The sequence below is a fragment of the Variovorax sp. UC122_21 genome (genome assembly GCF_044056785.1).
In the GTDB taxonomy this organism is placed as follows: Bacteria; Pseudomonadota; Gammaproteobacteria; order Burkholderiales; family Burkholderiaceae_C; genus Variovorax.
In genome coordinates this window covers 3,922,381-3,940,343 of sequence record NZ_CP172004.1, presented here as the reverse complement: position 1 = coordinate 3,940,343, position 17,963 = coordinate 3,922,381, and the positions used below count along the sequence as shown (strand labels likewise).

General features: G+C 67.8%; 15 protein-coding genes and 8 pseudogenes. 19 read left to right on the top strand and 4 right to left on the bottom strand.

The annotated features are described in order from the left end of the window. Positions 1-5: 5 nt before the first annotated feature. Together ACHMXE_RS31110 and ACHMXE_RS31105 are read right to left on the bottom strand one after the other, a co-directional pair. Entirely contained in the window at positions 6-650 is a 645-nt protein-coding gene (locus tag ACHMXE_RS31110) for an EamA family transporter (RefSeq protein WP_395347933.1), read from the bottom strand. Further along, positions 647-964 (bottom strand): EamA family transporter, encoded by a 318-nt coding sequence (locus ACHMXE_RS31105; protein WP_395347932.1) that lies wholly within the window; start codon positions 962-964, stop codon positions 647-649. Before ACHMXE_RS31105 ends, ACHMXE_RS31110 begins: the two co-directional genes overlap by 4 nt. 125 nt (positions 965-1,089) lie before the next feature. On the opposite strand from ACHMXE_RS31105, the gene ACHMXE_RS31100 reads away from it, so the two are divergent. The 18 genes and pseudogenes from ACHMXE_RS31100 to ACHMXE_RS31015 form a co-directional block, all read left to right on the top strand. After that, entirely contained in the window at positions 1,090-1,539 is a 450-nt protein-coding gene (locus ACHMXE_RS31100) for an Lrp/AsnC family transcriptional regulator (protein ID WP_395347930.1), read from the top strand. Between the two features lie 72 nt (positions 1,540-1,611). Then, positions 1,612-3,280 (top strand): annotated as a pseudogene (locus tag ACHMXE_RS31095) (sigma 54-interacting transcriptional regulator). A 201-nt stretch (positions 3,281-3,481) separates the two neighbouring features. After that, positions 3,482-3,760, top strand: coding sequence for a phenol hydroxylase subunit (locus ACHMXE_RS31090; RefSeq protein WP_203205410.1), 279 nt, complete (start codon positions 3,482-3,484; stop codon positions 3,758-3,760). 48 nt (positions 3,761-3,808) lie between these two features. Then, positions 3,809-4,804 (top strand): aromatic/alkene monooxygenase hydroxylase subunit beta, encoded by a 996-nt coding sequence (locus ACHMXE_RS31085; RefSeq protein WP_395347929.1) that lies wholly within the window; start codon positions 3,809-3,811, stop codon positions 4,802-4,804. A gap of 27 nt (positions 4,805-4,831) precedes the next feature. Continuing rightward, positions 4,832-5,128, top strand: coding sequence for an MmoB/DmpM family protein (locus tag ACHMXE_RS31080; RefSeq protein ID WP_395347927.1), 297 nt, complete (start codon positions 4,832-4,834; stop codon positions 5,126-5,128). A 58-nt stretch (positions 5,129-5,186) separates the two neighbouring features. Then, positions 5,187-6,782 (top strand): aromatic/alkene/methane monooxygenase hydroxylase/oxygenase subunit alpha, encoded by a 1,596-nt coding sequence (locus ACHMXE_RS31075; protein WP_395347926.1) that lies wholly within the window; start codon positions 5,187-5,189, stop codon positions 6,780-6,782. A gap of 39 nt (positions 6,783-6,821) precedes the next feature. Beyond that, complete coding sequence (locus ACHMXE_RS31070) at positions 6,822-7,184, top strand: phenol hydroxylase subunit P4 (RefSeq protein ID WP_395347925.1); 363 nt, start codon at positions 6,822-6,824, stop codon at positions 7,182-7,184. A 28-nt stretch (positions 7,185-7,212) separates the two neighbouring features. Beyond that, the gene (locus ACHMXE_RS31065) at positions 7,213-8,271 is read left to right on the top strand and encodes an NADH:ubiquinone reductase (Na(+)-transporting) subunit F (RefSeq protein WP_395347924.1); all 1,059 of its coding nucleotides are present in this window, start codon (positions 7,213-7,215) and stop codon (positions 8,269-8,271) included. Positions 8,272-8,571: 300 nt separating this feature from the next. Beyond that, positions 8,572-8,919 (top strand): 2Fe-2S iron-sulfur cluster binding domain-containing protein, encoded by a 348-nt coding sequence (locus tag ACHMXE_RS31060; RefSeq protein WP_395347923.1) that lies wholly within the window; start codon positions 8,572-8,574, stop codon positions 8,917-8,919. Positions 8,920-8,947: 28 nt separating this feature from the next. Further along, positions 8,948-9,881 (top strand): annotated as a pseudogene (locus ACHMXE_RS31055) (catechol 2,3-dioxygenase). Between the two features lie 10 nt (positions 9,882-9,891). Continuing rightward, a pseudogene (locus ACHMXE_RS31050) lies at positions 9,892-10,893 on the top strand (aldehyde dehydrogenase family protein); the annotation flags it as partial. Positions 10,894-10,969: 76 nt separating this feature from the next. After that, positions 10,970-11,347 (top strand): aldehyde dehydrogenase family protein, encoded by a 378-nt coding sequence (locus tag ACHMXE_RS31045; protein ID WP_395352873.1) that lies wholly within the window; start codon positions 10,970-10,972, stop codon positions 11,345-11,347. Positions 11,348-11,357: 10 nt separating this feature from the next. Beyond that, positions 11,358-12,181: pseudogene (locus tag ACHMXE_RS31040) on the top strand (alpha/beta fold hydrolase). Positions 12,182-12,210: 29 nt separating this feature from the next. After that, positions 12,211-12,993 carry a 2-oxopent-4-enoate hydratase gene (gene dmpE, locus ACHMXE_RS31035; protein ID WP_395347922.1) on the top strand — a complete coding sequence of 261 codons (783 nt, stop codon included), beginning with the start codon at positions 12,211-12,213 and terminating at the stop codon, positions 12,991-12,993. Between the two features lie 14 nt (positions 12,994-13,007). Beyond that, positions 13,008-13,901 (top strand): annotated as a pseudogene (locus ACHMXE_RS31030) (acetaldehyde dehydrogenase (acetylating)); the annotation flags it as partial. A gap of 42 nt (positions 13,902-13,943) precedes the next feature. After that, positions 13,944-14,987 (top strand): 4-hydroxy-2-oxovalerate aldolase, encoded by a 1,044-nt coding sequence (gene dmpG, locus ACHMXE_RS31025; protein ID WP_395352871.1) that lies wholly within the window; start codon positions 13,944-13,946, stop codon positions 14,985-14,987. Next, a complete protein-coding gene (gene dmpH, locus ACHMXE_RS31020; protein WP_395347921.1) occupies positions 14,984-15,772 on the top strand; it encodes a 2-oxo-3-hexenedioate decarboxylase in 789 nt (262 codons plus the stop codon). Before dmpG ends, dmpH begins: the two co-directional genes overlap by 4 nt. A gap of 13 nt (positions 15,773-15,785) precedes the next feature. Beyond that, positions 15,786-15,983 (top strand): annotated as a pseudogene (locus tag ACHMXE_RS31015) (2-hydroxymuconate tautomerase); the annotation flags it as partial. Positions 15,984-16,086: 103 nt separating this feature from the next. Here the strand turns inward: ACHMXE_RS31015 and ACHMXE_RS31010 are convergent. Then, a pseudogene (locus ACHMXE_RS31010) lies at positions 16,087-16,230 on the bottom strand (LysR family transcriptional regulator); the annotation flags it as partial. A 190-nt stretch (positions 16,231-16,420) separates the two neighbouring features. Further along, positions 16,421-16,906 (bottom strand): annotated as a pseudogene (locus ACHMXE_RS31005) (LysR family transcriptional regulator); the annotation flags it as partial. A gap of 131 nt (positions 16,907-17,037) precedes the next feature. Here ACHMXE_RS31005 and ACHMXE_RS31000 point away from each other — a divergent pair. After that, positions 17,038-17,838 (top strand): alpha/beta fold hydrolase, encoded by an 801-nt coding sequence (locus ACHMXE_RS31000; protein WP_395347920.1) that lies wholly within the window; start codon positions 17,038-17,040, stop codon positions 17,836-17,838. The last annotated feature ends 125 nt before the right edge of the window (positions 17,839-17,963 follow it).

Sequence of the window (17,963 nt, the reverse complement as noted above, 5' to 3'; positions counted from 1 at the left end):
CTCTCTTAACTTCCGCTGTTTCTGTCGTTCGCCAAGGTTCTTCTTGTCGATCGCACCGCAGTCAATTCCATTTCAGGTTGATCCCCGCCGCACCCAGCAGAATCAATGCGATGCCCACGTACTGATGCAGCGACAACTTCACATCGAGGAAGGTCGAGTCGATGAAGATGGCGAGCGCGGGGTACAGGAACGAAATACGAGGCGGCCTGGGAGGCCTCGAGCTTCTGCAGCGCGCCGTAAAGAAGGATGTACATGACGCCGGTGTGGAAGACGCCCAGCAGCACCGTGGCGATGGCCTGGCGGTTGAATCCCTGCGAAAGCAGCCCGCCGAAATCGGCGAAAGGCCACAGAACGACTGCCCCGAGCACCATCTGAAGGAGCGCGATGAGCGTTGGCGGATTACCCTTGAGCAGTCGTGCGAACAGCGCGGCCACGGCATAGAGCGAGGCGGCTGCCAACGCTTGAAGTACGCCCAGGAAGTAACGAGCGTCGACGGAGTTGCCGGCAGGCGATCCAGCGCCGTGAGCGTCGATGGAGGGAGCTGCCGTGAGGTTGGAGATGAAGAACAGGCCCGTCAGCGATACCGCCGTCCACAGCGCGATGTTCGCGGTGATGCGCTCCTTGAAGACCAGGAAGCCCAGCACGATCATGATGATCGACTGCGTGTTGTAGACGGTGGTTGCGACGCCGATGGAGGGTCTTCTCGTAGGCCGCGAAAAAGAAAATACCAGTTCGCCAGCAATGCGGCGCCGCCCACGAGGGAATACGCGATGAGCCTGGGCTTCAGGATCGAGGCACTGATGTAGCCGCGCAGCAGGCAGATCGCCAGCAGCACTAGCGCGCCGAAGAAGCAGCGGTAGAAGATGAGGCTGACTTCGGATTGGCCGGACATCAGGACCGTGATGCCGATGGTGCCGCAGATGGCCATGGCGGCGAGCATTTCGAAGACACCGGATTGCTTCATGGGAAGGACTCGAGAAGTGAGACCTGATCCTATGGAGCGACGCAGAGGGTCGGAATCGATTTATCTTCGATGTGAAATGGATCGCCTCACTTAAATAACCTTCTCTTCCAGCTTCTCCTTATTTAATGACGATGGACAAAATCGACAGAAGAATCCTGAAGATCCTGCACCAGGACAGCCGGATCACGGTCAAGGCGCTCAGCGAGAAAGTCCACCTGTCGCAGCCCAGTTGCGCCGAGCGCTTGCGGCGCCTGGTCGAGCAGGGAATCATCGAGAAGTGCTCGATCCAGGTATCGCCCAAGGCCCTGGGCTTCCCGATCGCGGCGATCGTCCGGGTCCGTCCGCTGCCCGGAGAGCTGGCGCGGGTCGAAAAGCTCATCACCGAGATCGAAGAGATCGTCCAATGCGACAAGGTGACCGGCGACGATGCCTTCGTCTGCCGCATGCACCTGCGCAACATCGAGGAACTCGATCATTGCCTGCGCAAGATCGCCAGTTTCGCGACCACCAGCACTTCGATCGTCAAGTCGACGCTGGTGTCGAACAGGCTGCTGCCGCTCGACGGGGCGGACTGAAAGGGCGTGGCGTTTTCCGCGGTGCGTGCCGCACAATGCGCACCGAACGCCCCCAAAACTAGGAGACACCCCGTGGGAGAACTTCTCTCGCTCCTGCGCTTCAGCGCCGGCTCGGGCCATATCTGGCTGGACGAGCAGCGTATGCTGCTCCTGCATGCGCGCGCCTTCGCCGAGCTGCGCAAGGAACTGCTCGACTCGCTCGGCATCGAGCGCGCGCGCGGCCTGCTGGTGCGCATGGGCTTCGCGTCGGGGCTGCGCGACGGCGAGGTGGCGGTGCGCGAACGCCGCGCCGGCATGCGCGCCGAAGACGCCTTCATGCTGGGGCCACGCCTGCATTCGATCGAGGGCATCGTCTCGGTGCAGAAGACGCAGCTCGAATTCGACATCGCGACCCGGCAGTTCTACGGCGAGTTCCTCTGGGAGAACTCGTGGGAGTGCGAGGCCCACGTGGCCGACTTCGGCTATGGCGAGGACCCGCAGTGCTGGTCGCAGATCGGCTATGCCTCGGGCTACACCACGGCCTTCATGGGGCGCATGGTGGTGTTCAAGGAGGTCGAGTGCACGCAGCATGGGCGACAGCCGCTGCCGCATCGTCGGCCAGCCGGCCGAGGACTGGCACGACGACCACTACCTCGACTACTTCCGCCAGCACCACGTGGCCGAGAACCTGATCGAGTTCAACCTCGGGCTGCAGCACATCCGCCGGCTGCAGCCGCGGCGCGAGTACGACCAGAAGCTGGTCGGCGTGTCGCCGGGCTTCCGTGCCGCCTTCGAGCTGATGCGCAGCGCGGTCGACAGCGCGATCACGGTGCTGCTGCTCGGCGAGACCGGCGTGGGCAAGGAGGTGTTCGCGCGCTGGCTGCACGACAACGGCCCGCGCGCGCGCCAGCCCTTCATCGCGGTGAACTGCGCCGCGATCCCGGCCGATCTGATGGAGGCCGAGCTGTTCGGCGTGGAGAAGGGCGCCTACACCGGCGCCCACCATGCGCGCGCCGGCCGCTTCGAGCGCGCGCACGGCGGCACGCTGTTCCTCGACGAGGTCGGCGACCTGCCGCTGGCCGCGCAGGTCAAGCTGCTGCGGGTGCTGCAGACCGGCGAGGTCGAGCGCCTGGGTGCCGAGCAGCCGATCAAGGTCGACGTGCGCATCGTCGCCGCCACCAACGTCAACCTGCAGCAGGCGATGCAGGCCGGGCGCTTCCGCACCGACCTGTTCTACCGCCTCAACACCTTCCCGATCTCGATCCCGCCGCTGCGCGAGCGCACGGCCGACATCCCGGCGCTGGTGACGCGCTTCGTCGAGAAGTACAGCGCGCTCTACGGCAAGAAGCTGCGCGGCCTGACCGACAAGGCCGCGCGCGACGTGCAGAAGCACGCCTGGCCCGGCAACATCCGCGAGCTCGAGAACGTGATCGAGCGCGCCGTGCTGCTGGCGAGCGACCACGGCGACATCGAGGCCAGCCACCTGTGGATGTCGCCGCCCGGCATGCCCGACGGCAGCGGGCTCGATGCCAAGGGCCAGGTCGGCGCACCGGCCGAGGCCGCGGGCGAGGGCAGCGAGCTCGACGCGCTGTGCCAGCGCGTGCTCGAGCAGAACATCGACATCGCCTCGCTCGAGCGGCGCCTGATGCAGACCGCGATGCAGCGCGCCAAGGGCAATCTCTCGCAGGCGGCGCGCCTGCTGGGCATCACGCGGCCGCAGCTGGCCTACCGCCTCAAGAAGGAAGGCCTGCCGGCCTCCTGAGCCGTTCGCGGCGTTTTCACCATTTGATCAAGCTGCACCGCAGCAAATGATCAAACGAGCATCCGGGACTACCCGGTGCTCGCGGCCCACCGGCATCGCGGGCCTTTGCAAATCAATCACTTAGCCGCGCTGGCACGCCCGTTGCCCTTACAGGCATGGGCGGCGCCGTTGTCGTCCACCAAGTGATGGATTGAACAAGTGATGCCTTCGATGCCTGCGAGCCACCCCAGCGACAGCGCGGCCCGGATGACCGGCCAGCCCTGTTTCGTGCGCGTGACCGGTACCCGCGATGCCCGCTTCGTCGAGTTCGAGTTCGCCATCGGCGACCCCGAGCTCGCGGTCGAGCTGGTGCTGCTGTTCGACCAGTTCCGCGAGTTCTGCACCCGCCACGAGGTGCGCCACCTGACGACCGAGGAGGGCGCGCGCCTGGACTTCGAGCGCATGAAGTGGCGCTTCGGCGCGCCCGGCATCGAGCACTGAAACGCCCACCCACCGTTTTCTTTAGAGACAACCCAAGGAGACCCCACCGTGCAAGTCGACATCAAGACCTCGGACATCCGGCCGATCCGCCAGACCTTCTCGCACGTGGCGCGGCGGCTCGGCGACAAGCCGGCCTCGCGCTACCAGGAAGCCACGCTGGACATGCAGCCAACGGCCAACTTCCACTACCGGCCGCTGTGGGATCCGCAGCACGAGCTCTACGACAAGCGCCGCACCGCGATCGTCATGGCCGACTGGTATGCGTTCAAGGACCCGCGCCATTTCTATTACGGCGTCTACACGATGACGCGCGCGCGCCAGCAGGAGGGCGCCGACCGACAGTTCGAGTTCGCCGACAAGCGCCAGCTGCTGGCGCAGGCCGATGCCGGCGTGCGCGAGTCGCTGCAGCAGGTGCTGGTGCCGCTGCGCCACTACGAGTGGGGCGCCAACATGAACCACAGCTACTGCTGCGGCTACGGCTACGGCACCGCGATCACGCAGCCCTTCGTCTTCGCGGCCATGGACCGGCTCGGCATCGCGCAGTACCTCTCGCGCATCGGCCTGCAGCTCGACGGCAACTCGGGCCAGGCGCTCGACGCGGGCAAGGAGGCCTGGATGTCGCACCCGGCCTGGCAGGGCGTGCGCCGCACGATGGAGAACCTGTTCGTCACGAAGGACTGGTTCGAGCTGTTCGTGGCGCAGAACCTGGTGTTCGACGGCCTGCTGTATCCGCTGGTCTATCGCCACTACGTGAACGCGCAGGGCGCGGCCACCGGCCATGCGCTGGCGATGCTGACCGAGTTCATGAACGAGTGGTTCGACGAGAACGCGCGCTGGGTCGATGCCACGCTGAAGACCGCGGCCGACGAGTCGCCGGCCAATGCAGCAAGGCTCGCGGCCTGGTACGCCGACTGGCGCGCGCAGATCGCCGAGGCGCTCGCGCCGCTGGCCGCGCTGGCGCTTGGCGCCCAGGGCGCGCCCGCGCTGCAGGAACTCGCCACGGCGCTCGACGCCCGCTTCGCGCGCTCGGTGCGCACCGCTTGAATCACCACCGCAAGGAGACCCATCCCCATGACCACCGCCACCGCAGCACTGTCCCGCACGCCGGTCTTCATCGCGCTGCAGATCAGCGAGAGCGCCCGCGCCATCGTCGAGGCCATCGTGGCCGACAACCCCGAAGCCATCGTCAGCGAGTACCCCGCCATGGTCAAGATCGATGCGCCCGGCCGGCTCACGCTGCGCCGCGCCACGGTCGAGTCGCTGCTCGGCCGCCGCTGGGACCTGCAGGAGCTGCACCTGAGCCTGATCTCGCTGTCGGGAAGCATCGAGGAGACCGACGACGAGTTCTCGCTGCACTGGGGCGCCTGAGCGCGCGCACCCCGACGACCACCGCACCCACAACGACAACGCACAGGACGACAACGCCATGACGACCCCTACCAGCAGCACCGGCAAGCGCCTCGGCCTCAAGGAACGCTACGCCATGATGACCCGCGGCCTCGGCTGGGAGACCAGCTACCAGTCGATGGACGACGTGTTCCCCTTCGACCAGTTCGAGGGCATCAAGATCCACGACTGGGACCAGTGGGAGGACCCGTTCCGCCTCACGATGGACGCCTACTGGAAGTTCCAGGGCGAGAAGGAGAAGAAGCTCTACGCGATCATCGACGCGTTCCAGCAAAACAACGGCCAGTTCAACATCAGCGACCCGCGCTACCTGAACACGCTGAAGCTGTTCCTCACGGGCGTGTCGCCGCTCGAGTACGCGGCGCACCGCGGCTATGCGATGGCCGGGCGGTCGTTCCGCGGCGTGGGCGCGCGCGTGGCCTGCCAGATGCAGTCGATCGACGAGCTGCGCCATGCGCAGACGCAGTTCCACACCATCAGCCACTTCAACAAGTACTTCAACGGCCTGCACGATCCGCAGCACATGCACGACCGCGTGTGGTACCTGTCGGTGCCCAAGAGCTACTTCGAGGACGCGATGAGCGCGGGGCCCTTCGAGTTCGTGACCGCGATCTCGTTCTCGTTCGAGTACGTGCTGACCAACCTGCTGTTCATGCCCTTCATGAGCGGCGCCGCCTACAACGGCGACATGGCCACCGTGACCTTCGGCTTCTCGGCCCAGAGCGACGAGTCGCGCCACATGACGCTGGGCCTGGAGGTGGTGAAGTTCATCCTCGAGCAGGACCCGGGCAACGTGCCGATCGTGCAGAAGTGGGTCGACAAGTGGTTCTGGCGCGGCTACCGGCTGCTGACGCTGGTGTCGATGATGATGGACTACATGCTGCCCAAGCGGGTGATGAGCTGGTCCGAGGCCTGGGAGATGTATTTCGAGAAGAACGGCGGCGCGCTGTTCCAGGACCTCTCGCGCTACGGCATCCGCATGCCCAAGTACCACGAGGTGGCGAGCAAGGAGAAGGGCCGCCTCTCGCACGAGGCCTGGGCCATCTTCAACAACTACGGCCACGCGGCCAACATCAACGTGTGGGCACCGCGCCCCGACGAGATGGAGTGGCTGTCGGCCAAGTACCCCGACACCTTCGATGCGCTGTACCGCCCGCGCTTCGAATGGCTGGCCGCGCAGGAGCAGCAGGGCAAGCGCTGGTTCAACAACACGCTGCCGATGCTGTGCCAGACCTGCCAGATCCCGATGGCCTTCACCGAGCCCGACGACCCGACCAAGATCTGCTATCGCGAGAGCAGCTACCACGGCATGAAGTACCACTTCTGCTCCGACGGCTGCAAGGACGTGTTCGACGGCGAGCCCGAGAAGTACGTGCAGGCCTGGCTGCCGGTGCACCAGATCTACCAGGGCAACTGCTTCCCCGAGGGCACCGACCCGACGGTCGAGGGCTTCAACCCGCTCGCGGCGGTGCTCGACTACTACCACATCAACGCGGGCGCGGACAACGGCGAGTTCAACGGCTCCCCGGACAAGGCGAACTGGGATCGATGGACGGGACAGGACACCTCGGGCGAGCGCCGCGCCCCGCCCGAGCAAGAGGCGATCGTCGCTTGAGCCACGAGCCGAAGCCGTCATTCATCCAGGAGAAAAAACATGTCCGTCATTGCACTCGCCCCGGGCTACACCGGCACCGTCGCCGATGCCGAGGAGCGCTTCCACGGCAACCGCCTGCTCTACATCGGCTGGGAAGACCATCTGCTGTTCTGTTCGCCCGTGTGCCTGCCGCTGCCCGCGGCCATGCCCTTCGGCGCGCTGCTGTCGGAGGTGCTGCCCGGCGTCTACGGCAGCCATCCCGATTTCGAAAGGATCGACTGGACCACGGCCGAGTGGTTCGACTCGGGCAAGGCCTTCGTGCCCGATGCCGCGAAGTCGCTGGCCGACAACGGGCTGGTCCACAAGTCGGCGATCCGCTTCCGCACGCCGGGCCTGCGCGGCATCGAGGGTTCGTGCAGCTGAGGCTGCCCACCGAGCAAGGAGCGATGCCATGAGCTTCCAGATCATGATCGAGCCACTGGGCCAGGGCGTGGCGGCGCGCGACGGCCAGACGGTGCTCGATGCCTGCCTGCGCGCGGGCGTGTGGCTGCCGCACGCCTGCGGCCACGGGGTGTGCGGCACCTGCAAGGTGCAAGTGCTCGAGGGCGAATGCGACCACGGCGATGCCTCGAACTTCGCGCTGATGGATTTCGAGCGCGACGAGGGCAAGATCCTGGCGTGCTGCGCGATGGCGCAGGCCGACCTGGTGATCGAGGCCGAGATCGACGAGGACCCCGACGCGCGCTTCCTGCCGCTCGAGGACTTCGATGCCGAGGTGGTGGAGGCGCGCATGCTGACGCCGACGATCCGCGGCCTGTGGCTGCGCACGGAACGCGCGGCCTCGTTCCAGGCCGGGCAGTACGTGATGCTGCAGGTGCCGGGGGTGGAAGGGGAGCGCGCCTTCTCGATCGCGAATGCACCGGGCGACGACCTGGTCGAGCTGCACATCCGCCGCGTGCCCGGCGGTCGCGCCACGGGCTGGCTGCACGACGCGCTGCAGCCGGGCCAGCGGCTGCGCTTCACGGCTCCCAACGGGCGCTTCTTCGTGCGCAAGTCGGCGCGGCTGCCGATGATCTTCGTGGCCGGCGGCTCGGGGCTGTCGAGCCCGAAGTCGATGGTGCTCGATCTGCTGGCCGAGGGCTGCACCTTGCCGATCACGCTGATCCAGGGGGCGCGTAATGCCGAGGAGCTGTACTTTCGCGAGCTGTTCGAGCAGCTGGCGGACGCGCATCCGAACTTCAGCTATCTGCCGGTGCTGTCGGACCCGCCCGAAGGCTCGGACTGGGCCGGTGCGCGGGGCTATGCGCACGAAGCGTTGAAGGCGCATTTCGCGAACGACTTCCGGGGGCACAAGGCCTATCTGTGCGGGCCGCCGCCGATGACCGAGGCTTGTATCGCGACGTTGATGCAGGGGCGGCTGTTCGAGCGCGATATCTATACCGAGAAGTTCTTTACGGCGGCGGATGCGGCTTCTGCTGCGCCTCGCAGTCCTTTGTTCAAGGCGCTTTAGCGATGGCTCGTCTTTTTTTGGATACGTCGGGGCGGGCGCACGCCGATGGGGTACTCCCCTCCGCCGAATGTCCCCCGCCTTCGGCTCCTCCTTGATTTCGCTGCGGGGAGTACCCCATCGACGTGCGCCTGGACGCAACGGTTGTGGTGCGGCCGGCACCACCGCAGCGCATCCGTGCACAGGGCAGCGGGTGCTTCCCGCAGCGAAATTAAGGAGGAGGCCGAAGGCCGGGGGACATTCGCGGAGGGAAGTACCCGCTGTCCTGTGCACGCGCCCCCGGCCAACCAAACGAGAACCTTCATGACCTTCTCAGTAGCCATAGACAACACCGGCGAACGCTACCCCTGCAAACCCGACCAGACCCTGCTCGGCGGCATGGAGCAACTGGGCCGCAAAGGCATCCCCGTCGGCTGCCGAGGCGGCGGCTGCGGCGTCTGCAAGGTCCGCATCGAATCGGGCCATGTGCGCCACGACCGCATGAGTCGCTGCCACGTCAGCGCCGCGGAAGAAGCCCAGGGCTACGTGCTCGCCTGCAGGGCCTATCCGCAAAGCGACCTCGCGCTGCGCGCCGTCGACAAGTTGGCCCGCTGCATCGAACGGCATGCGGCGACGGCAACGGCTTCCAGAAATTCCAGTTCCCCCACCTGAAATCTTTTCAACCACCAAGGAGACTCTCATGGCAATCACCGGCGTCATCCGTCCCGGACACGTGCAACTGCGCGTGCTCGACATCGAGGCCGCGCTCAAGCATTACCGCGACGTGCTGGGCCTGATCGAAAACCGCGCGCGATCCGCAGGGCCGCATCTACCTCAAGGCCTGGGACGAGCACGATCACCACAGCGTGGTGCTGCGCGAGGCCGACGAGGCCGGCATGGACTTCATGGGCTTTCGCGTCGATTCGCCCGCCACGCTCGAGAAGCTCGCGGCCGATGTCAAGGCCAGCGGCCTCGCGACCGAGCCGCAGTGGATCGAGGCCGGCGAGCATCTGCGCACCGGCCGGCGCTTTCGCTTCACCGTGCCCACCGGCCATGCGATCGAATTGTTCGCCGAGAAGGAGAAGGTCGGCAACGGCATGTCCTACGAGAACCCCGAGGTCTATCCCGACGACCTCAAGGGCATGGCGCCCTCGCGCTTCGACCATTGCCTGCTGTACGGCGACGACCTCGACGGCACCATGAAGCTGTTCATCGACGTGCTGGGCTTCCAGCTCGCCGAGAGCGTGGTGGCCGGTCCCGAGCGCATGTACATCGCGGCCTTCCTGACCTGCTCGACCAAGCCGCACGACATCGCTTTCATCCGGCATGCCGAGAAGAACAAGTTCCACCATGCGTCGTTCCTGCTCGACAACTGGGGCGAGGTGCTGAAGGCGGCCGACATCATCTCGAAGAAGCGCGTGTCGCTCGACATCGGCCCCACGCGCCACGGCATCACGCGCGGCGAAACCATCTATTTCTTCGACCCGAGCGGCAACCGCAACGAGGTGTTCTCGGGCGGCTACATCTACTACCCGGACAAGCCGCCGCTGGTGTGGACCGACGACGAGCTCGGGCGCGCGATCTTCTATCACGACCGCAAGCTCAACGAGAACTTCCTGAGCGTGCTGACCTGAGGAGCGCTCGATGAAGCAGTTCATGAACTTCATCGGCGGCGAGTTCGTCGCCGGCGCGAAGACCTTCGAGAACCGGGCGCCGGTCGACAACCGTCTGATCGGCCTGGTGCACGAGGCCGGCGCGGTCGAGGTCGATGCCGCCGTGCGCGCGGCCCGCGCCGCGCTCGATGGCGAATGGGGCCGCATGAGCGTCGCGCGCCGCGTCGAGCTGCTGCATGCGGTGGCCGACGAGATCAACCGGCGCTTCGACGATTTTCTCGCCGCCGAGATGGCCGACACCGGCAAGCCGCATGCGCTGGCCTCGCATGTCGACATCCCGCGCGGCGCGGCCAACTTCAAGGTGTTCGCCGACATCGTGAAGAACGTGCCCACCGAGAGCTTCGAGATGGCCACGCCCGACGGCGGCCAGGCGCTCAACTACGCCGTGCGCTCGCCGCTGGGCGTCATCGGCGTCGTCTGCCCCTGGAACCTGCCGCTGCTGCTGATGACCTGGAAGGTCGGCCCCGCGCTGGCCTGCGGCAACACCGTCGTCGTCAAGCCCTCGGAGGAAACGCCCGCCACCGCCACCCTGCTCGGTGAGGTGATGAATGCCGTCGGCATTCCGCCGGGCGTCTACAACGTCGTGCACGGCTTCGGGCCCGACTCGGCCGGCGAGTTCCTGACCCGGCATCCGGGCGTGAACGGCATCACCTTCACCGGCGAGACCCGCACCGGCGAGGCCATCATGGCCGCGGCCGCCAAGGGCGTGCGGCCCGTGTCCTTCGAGCTCGGCGGCAAGAACGCCGGCATCGTGTTCGCCGATGCCGACTTCGACAAGGCCGTGGCCGGCATCACGCGCTCGGCCTTCGAGAACTGCGGCCAGGTCTGCCTGGGCACCGAGCGGGTCTATGTGCAGCGGCCGATCTTCGACAGGTTCGTCGCGGCGCTCAAGGCCAAGGCCGAGGCGTTGAAGCCAGGACCTTCCGAAGAACCCGGCGTCGGCCTCGGCCCGCTGATCTCGGCGCGAGCACCAGCACAAGGTGCTCTCGTACTACGAGAAGGCCGTGCAGGAGGGCGCGACCGTCGTCACGGGCGGCGGCGTGCCGGCCATGAAGGGCGCGCTGGCCGAAGGCAACTGGGTGCAGCCGACCATCTGGACCGGCTTGCCCGAGACTGCCGCGGTGATCCGAGAGGAGATCTTCGGCCCCTGCTGCCACATCGCCCCCTTCGACACCGAGGAGGAGGCGATCGCGCTCGCCAACGCCACCGACTACGGCCTCGCCACCACCGTGTGGACCGAGAACCTCGGCCGCGCGCACCGCGTCGCCAAGCGCGTCGAGGTCGGCATCTGCTGGGTCAACAGCTGGTTCCTGCGCGACCTGCGCACCGCCTTCGGCGGCGCCAAGGCCTCGGGCATCGGCCGCGAGGGCGGCGTGCATTCGCTGGAGTTCTACACCGAGCTCCGCAACGTCTGCATCAAGCTCTGAGGACGCGGCAGTGACCAGTCCCGAAATCGCCCACAGCGCGCGCACCGGCGGCTTCGCCACCAACGTGCACGACCTGGGGCAAGGAGCGCCCGTGCTGCTGATCCACGGCTCGGGCCCGGGCGTCAGTGCCTGGGCCAACTGGCGGCTCGTGCTGCCGGTGCTGGCCGCGAGCCGGCGCGCGATCGCGCCGACATGGCCGGCTTCGGCTTCACCGAGCGCGTGCCCGGCGCGCGTTACGACATGGATGGCTGGGTGCGCCAGGCGCTCGACCTGCTCGATGCGCTCGACATCGAACGCACCGACCTGATCGGCAACTCCTTCGGCGGCGCGCTCGCGCTGGCGCTGGCCATCCGCGCGCCGCAGCGCGTGCGCCGGCTGGTGCTGATGGGCAGCGTGGGCGTGCCCTTCGCGATCACGCCGGGCCTCGACGCCGTCTGGGGCTACACGCCCTCGTTCGAGAACATGCGCCGCATCATGGACGTGTTCGCCTTCGACCGCACGCTGGTCAGCGACGAGCTCGCGCAGCTGCGCTACGAGGCCAGCATCCGACCGGGCTTCCAGGAGTCCTTCGGCGCCATGTTCCCGGCGCCGCGCCAGCGCTGGGTCGATGCGCTCGCCAGTCCCGAGGCCGACATCCGCGCGCTGCCGCATCCCACATTGCTGATCCACGGCCGCGAGGACCGCGTGATCCCGCTCGCCACCTCGCTGACGCTGTCCCAGTGGATCGGCGACAGCCAGCTGCATGTGTTCGGCCGCTGCGGCCACTGGACCCAGATCGAGCATGCCGCGCGCTTCGCGCGGCTGGTCGGCGACTTCCTGGCCGAGGCCGACTGATTTCTTCCATCCCAATGCAAAGAGAGACCATGGACCCCACACTGATCCAGCAGCTCGGCGACGAGCTCTACGAGGCGCTGCGCGCGCGCGGCGTCGTCGATCCGCTCACCAGCCGGCACGAGGACATCACCGTGGCCGATGCCTACGGCGTGCAGCAGCGCATGATCGCGCGCCGCCTCGAGGCCGGCGAGCGCATCGTCGGCAAGAAGATCGGCGTGACCTCGCGCGCCGTGATGAACATGCTCGGCGTGTTCCAGCCCGACTTCGGCTACCTGCTCGACGGCATGATCGTCGGCGAGGGCGAGTCGATCGACAGCACCACGCTGATCCAGCCCAAGGCCGAGGGCGAGATCGCCTTCATCCTCAAGCGCGACCTGATGGGCCCGGGCATAGTCAATGCCGACGTGCTGGCCGCCACCGAATGCGTGATGCCCTGCTTCGAGATCGTCGACTCGCGCATCCGCGACTGGAAGATCAAGATTGCAGACACCGTGGCCGACAACGCTTCGTGCGGCGTGTTCGTGCTCGGCGACAGCGCGGTCGATCCGCGCCGCGTCGACCTCTCGACCTGCGGCATGGTGCTCGAGAAAAACGGCGAGATCATCGCCACCGGCGCGGGCGCCGCCGCGCTCGGCTCGCCGGTCAACGCGGTGGCGTGGCTGGCCAACACCCTCGGCGCGCTCGGCATCGGCCTCAAGGCCGGCGAGGTGATCCTCTCGGGCGCGCTCGCCGCCATGTTCCCGGCCAAGGCCGGCGACAACTTCCGCGTCTCCATCGGCGGCCTCGGCGGCTGCTCGGTGCGCTTCCATTGACGGAGAAAAAACCCATGACGAACAAGATCAAGTGCGCGCTGATCGGCCCGGGCAACATCGGCACCGACCTGCTCGCGAAGCTGCAGCGCAGCCCGGTGCTCGAGCCCGTGTGGATGGTGGGCATCGACCCCGAGTCCGACGGCCTGAAGCGTGCCCGCGAGATGGGCCTGAAGACCACCGCCGAGGGCGTGGACGGCCTGCTGCCGCACGTGAAGGCCGACGGCGTGCGGATCGCCTTCGATGCCACCAGCGCCTACGTGCATGCCGAGAACAGCGCGAAGCTCCATGCGCTCGGCGTGCTGATGATCGACCTCACGCCTGCGGCCATCGGCCCGTTCTGCGTGCCGCCGGTCAACCTGCAGGCGCTGATTGCCGATGCCGGCGAACGGCCCGCCAACGTCAACATGGTCACCTGCGGCGGCCAGGCCACCATCCCGATGGTGGCGGCGGTGTCGCGCGTGCAGCCCGTGGCCTACGGTGAGATCGTGGCCACCGTGGCCAGCCGCTCGGTCGGCCCGGGCACGCGCAAGAACATCGACGAGTTCACCCGCACCACGGCCGACGCGGTCGAGCGCGTGGGCGGCGCCGCGAAGGGCAAGGCCATCATCATCGTCAACCCCGCCGAGCCGCCGCTGATCATGCGCGACACGGTGCACTGCCTGACCGAGGACACGCCCGACGAGGCGCGCATCACCGCCTCGGTGCACGCCATGATCGCCGAGGTGCGGCGCTACGTGCCGGGCTACAAGCTGGTCAACGGTCCGGTGTTCGACGGCAAGCGCGTGTCGATCTACCTCGAGGTCGAGGGCCTGGGCGACTACCTGCCCAAGTACGCCGGCAACCTCGACATCATGACCGCCGCCGCGGCGCGCACGGCGGAGATGTTCGCCGAGGCGATGCTCGCCGGCGCCCGCAACCCGAAGCCGTCGCGGCATAGGAGCACCCACCCCATGAACACCAACACCCTCAAGGGCCGCCGCGTCACCGTGCACGACATGACGCTGCGCGACGGCATGCATCCCAAGCGCCACCTGATGACGCTCGAACAGATGAAGCACATCGCCACCGGCCTCGACGAGGCGGGCGTGCCGCTGATCGAGGTCACGCATGGCGACGGCCTGGGCGGCAGCTCGGTCAACTACGGCTTCCCGGCCCACTCCGACGAGCAGTACCTCGGCACGGTGATCCCGCTGATGAAGCGCGCCAAGGTCTCGGCGCTGCTGATCCCGGGCATCGGCACCGTCGACCACCTGCGCATGGCGCACGGCCTGGGCGTGCACACGGTGCGCGTGGCCACCCACTGCACCGAGGCCGACGTGTCGGAGCAGCACATCGCGATGGCGCGCAAGCTCGGCCTCGACACGGTCGGCTTCCTCATGATGGCCCACATGGCCTCGCCCGAACTGCTGGTGCGCCAGGCGCTGCTGATGGAAGGCTACGGCGCCAACTGCATCTACGTGACCGACTCGGCCGGCCACATGCTGCCCGAGGACGTGAAGGCGCGGCTGGGCGCGGTGCGCGCGGCATTGAAGCCCGACACCGAGCTGGGCTTCCACGGTCACCACAACCTCGCCATGGGCATCGCGAACTCGATCGCCGCGGTGGAGGCGGGCGCGAACCGCATCGACGCCGCCGCCGCGGGGCTGGGCGCGGGCGCGGGCAACACGCCGATGGAGGTGTTCGTCGCGGTCTGCGACCGCATGGGCATCGAGACCGGCGTCGACGTGTTCGGCATCCAGGACGTGGCCGAGGACCGCGTCGTGCCGATCATGGACCACGCGATCCGTGTCGACCGCGACTCGCTCACGCTGGGCTACGCGGGCGTGTACTCGAGCTTCCTGCTGTTCGCCAAGCGCGCCGAGAAGAAGTACGGCGTGCCGGCGCGCGAGATCCTGGTCGAGCTCGGCCGGCGCGGCATGGTCGGCGGGCAGGAGGACATGATCGAGGACACGGCGATCACGCTGGCGCGCTCGCGTCAGGAGGTGGCGGCATGAAGCTCGATGCGAAGACCATCGCCGCGCTCGCCGAGCACCTCGAGACCTGCGAGCTCGAGGCGCGCGACACGCCCAAGATCACCGACGAATACCCGCAGATGGATTGGGACGACGCCTATGCGATCCAGGACGAGATCCGCCGCCGCAAGACGTCGCGCGGCCTGCGCATCGTCGGCCTCAAGGCCGGCCTGACCTCGCACGCCAAGATGAAGCAGATGGGCGTGACCACGCCGGTCTTCGGCTTCATGGCCGAAAACTACGCCGTGCCCGAGGGCGGCGAGTGCAGGGTGAGCGAGCTGATCCATCCGAAGGTCGAGCCCGAGATCGCCTTCGTGACGAAGCGCGCGCTCATCGGCCCGGGCTGCCACATCGGCGCGGTGCTCGCGGCCACCGACTTCGTGCTGCCCGGCATCGAGGTGATCGACAGCCGCTACCGCGACTTCAAGTTCGACCTCAAGAGCGTGGTGGCCGACAACACCTCGGCCTCGCGTTTCGTGGTCGGGGGCCGGGCCGTGCCCGCGAGCGAGGTCGACCTGCGCACCACGGGCATCGTGCTCGAGAAGAACGGCCAGCCCGTGGCCTTCGGCGCCGGCGCGGCGGTGCTCGGCCATCCGGCCGCGGCCATCGCGATGCTGGCCAACCACCTGGGCGCGCGCGGCGAGGAGATTCCTGCCGGCACGCTGATCCTCTCGGGCGGCATCACCGAGGCGGTGGCCGTGCAGGCGGGCGACGCGGTCACGCTCAAGGTGCAGGGCATGGGCAGCGTCGGGCTGCGCTTCGTCTGAACACGGAAGGAGCCGGACCATGCCGTTTGCACAGATCTACCTGATCGAAGGCCGCACCGAGGAGCAGAAGCGCGCGCTGATCGAGAAGGTCACGGCCGCCATCGTCGAGGCCGTCAACGCGCCGAAGGAGAACGTGCGCGTGTGGCTGCACGACGTGCCGAAGGAGAACTGGGGGATCGCCGGGGTGTCGGCGAAGGACCTGGGGCGCTAGCGGCCTCGCCAGTGCCGGCCAGCGCGCGGCGCAGCGCCGGCGCCTCGGCCTCGATGTGGGCCCAGAGCCGGCTCGCGACCGGCCCCGGCGAGCGGTCGCGCCGGCGCGCCGCCACCAGCTCCTCGACGCTGCCGGGCAGGTGGCGGCCCGCGATCGAGCGCAGCCGGCCGTCGCGCAGTTCCTCCTCGATCAGGAAGCGCGGCATGTGGCCCCAGCCCAGGCCCAGCAGGATCACTTCCTTCTTCATGAGCTGGTCGGCCACGGTGCACTGGTGCGCGCCCTCGATCAGGAAGTGGTCCTGGGGCGGCGTGTGGCGCGCCGTGTCGCGCATCACGCACTGGGTGTAGGCGCGCATGGCGCTCGGGCCCCGGCGCGCGCGGCAGCGGCTCGGCCAGCAGGGCCGGCGCCACCACGGGCACGAAGGGCACCTTGCACAGGTCGATCCACTCGAGCCGCGGATCGCGCTTGTCGATGCCGTGCAGGATCAGGTCGGCCTCGCCGTCGAACAGCCGCTCGGCCGGACCGGCCACCGCCTCGAAGTACAGCGCGAGCCGCGTGCCCGGGCAGCGGGCGAAGAAGCGCGCCAGCATCGCCAGCACCTGCGGCCGCGGGCACAGGTCGCCGATCACCACGCGCAGCTCGCTTTCCTCGCCCACCGCGAGCTGGCGCGCATGGCCGCGCAAGCCCTCGAGCTCGCGCAGCAGCGACTGCGCGCGCGCATGGAAGGAGCGGCCGGCCTCGGTGGGCTGCACGCGGTAGCCGCCGCGGTCGAGCAGCACCAGGCCGAGCTGCCGCTCGAGCTTGGCCACGGCCGCGAACACCGCCGGATGCGAGCGATGCAACTGCGTGGCGGCGGCCTGGAAGCCGCCCGCGCGCACCACCGCGTCGAAGCATTGGAGGTCGTGCAGGGTGAATTCGCTCATGTTCGATTTGCTGACAAGGATTGATCGAACTTTGTAATTTCTTTCGCCAGGTGGCGCAACTACGATTTGACGCACGGTGATCGCCGTTGCAGGGGCCCGAGGCTCCGAAGCCATGCCAAGGAAAGCACGCCATGAGCCACTTCACCCACACCACCACCGCCGGCGACGGCGCCCGCATCGCCTACCGCTTCGATGGCGATGCCGGCAAGCCCGTGCTGCTGCTGTCGAACTCCATCGGCACCACGCTCTCGATGTGGGACGGCGAGGTCGAGGCGCTGGGCCGGCATTTCCACGTGCTGCGCTACGACACGCGCGGCCATGGCGGCTCGGGCGTCACGCCGGGCGCCTATTCGATGGACCGGCTCGGCCGCGACGTGATCGAGCTGCTCGACGCGCTGAAGATCGAGCGCGCGCATTTCCTCGGCCTCTCGCTCGGCGGCTTCATCGGCCAGTGGCTGGGCGTGCATGCGCCCGAGCGCATCGACCGGCTGGTGCTGGCCAACACCTCCTCGTGGCTCGGCCCGGCCAGCGTGTTCGACGAGCGCATCGTCGGCGTGCTCGCCGCCCCCGACATGAAGGAGACGGCCGAGGGCTTCCTGCGCAACTGGTTCCCCGAGCGGCTGTTGACCGAGAACGGCCCCGTGGTGCAGGCCTTGCGCCAGGTGCTGCTCGAGATCGACCCGCAGGGCCTGGCCGGCGCGCTCGCCGCCGTGCGCGACGCCGACCTGCGCCGGCCCATCGCGCTGATCGAGCGGCCCACGCTGGTGATCGCGGGCGAGTTCGATCCGGTCACGGCCGCGAGCCATGGCGAGCTGATCGCGGCCACCGTGCCGGGCGCGCGGCTGCTGACCCTGCCCGCGGTGCATCTGTCGAACGTGGAGTTTCCGAAGGAGTTCGTGGGCGCGGTGGTCGATTTCCTCGAGGGCCGATGAGGGGAGGCAGAAGGGGGCAGGCGGGTCGCGGGCGATCGATTGTTTCCTTCCCGTGAACGCCGCGGTTCCATTTGCCTAGGGTTTTTACCTAGGGTTGAGGCGCACAATTCATCTCACGGACCAGC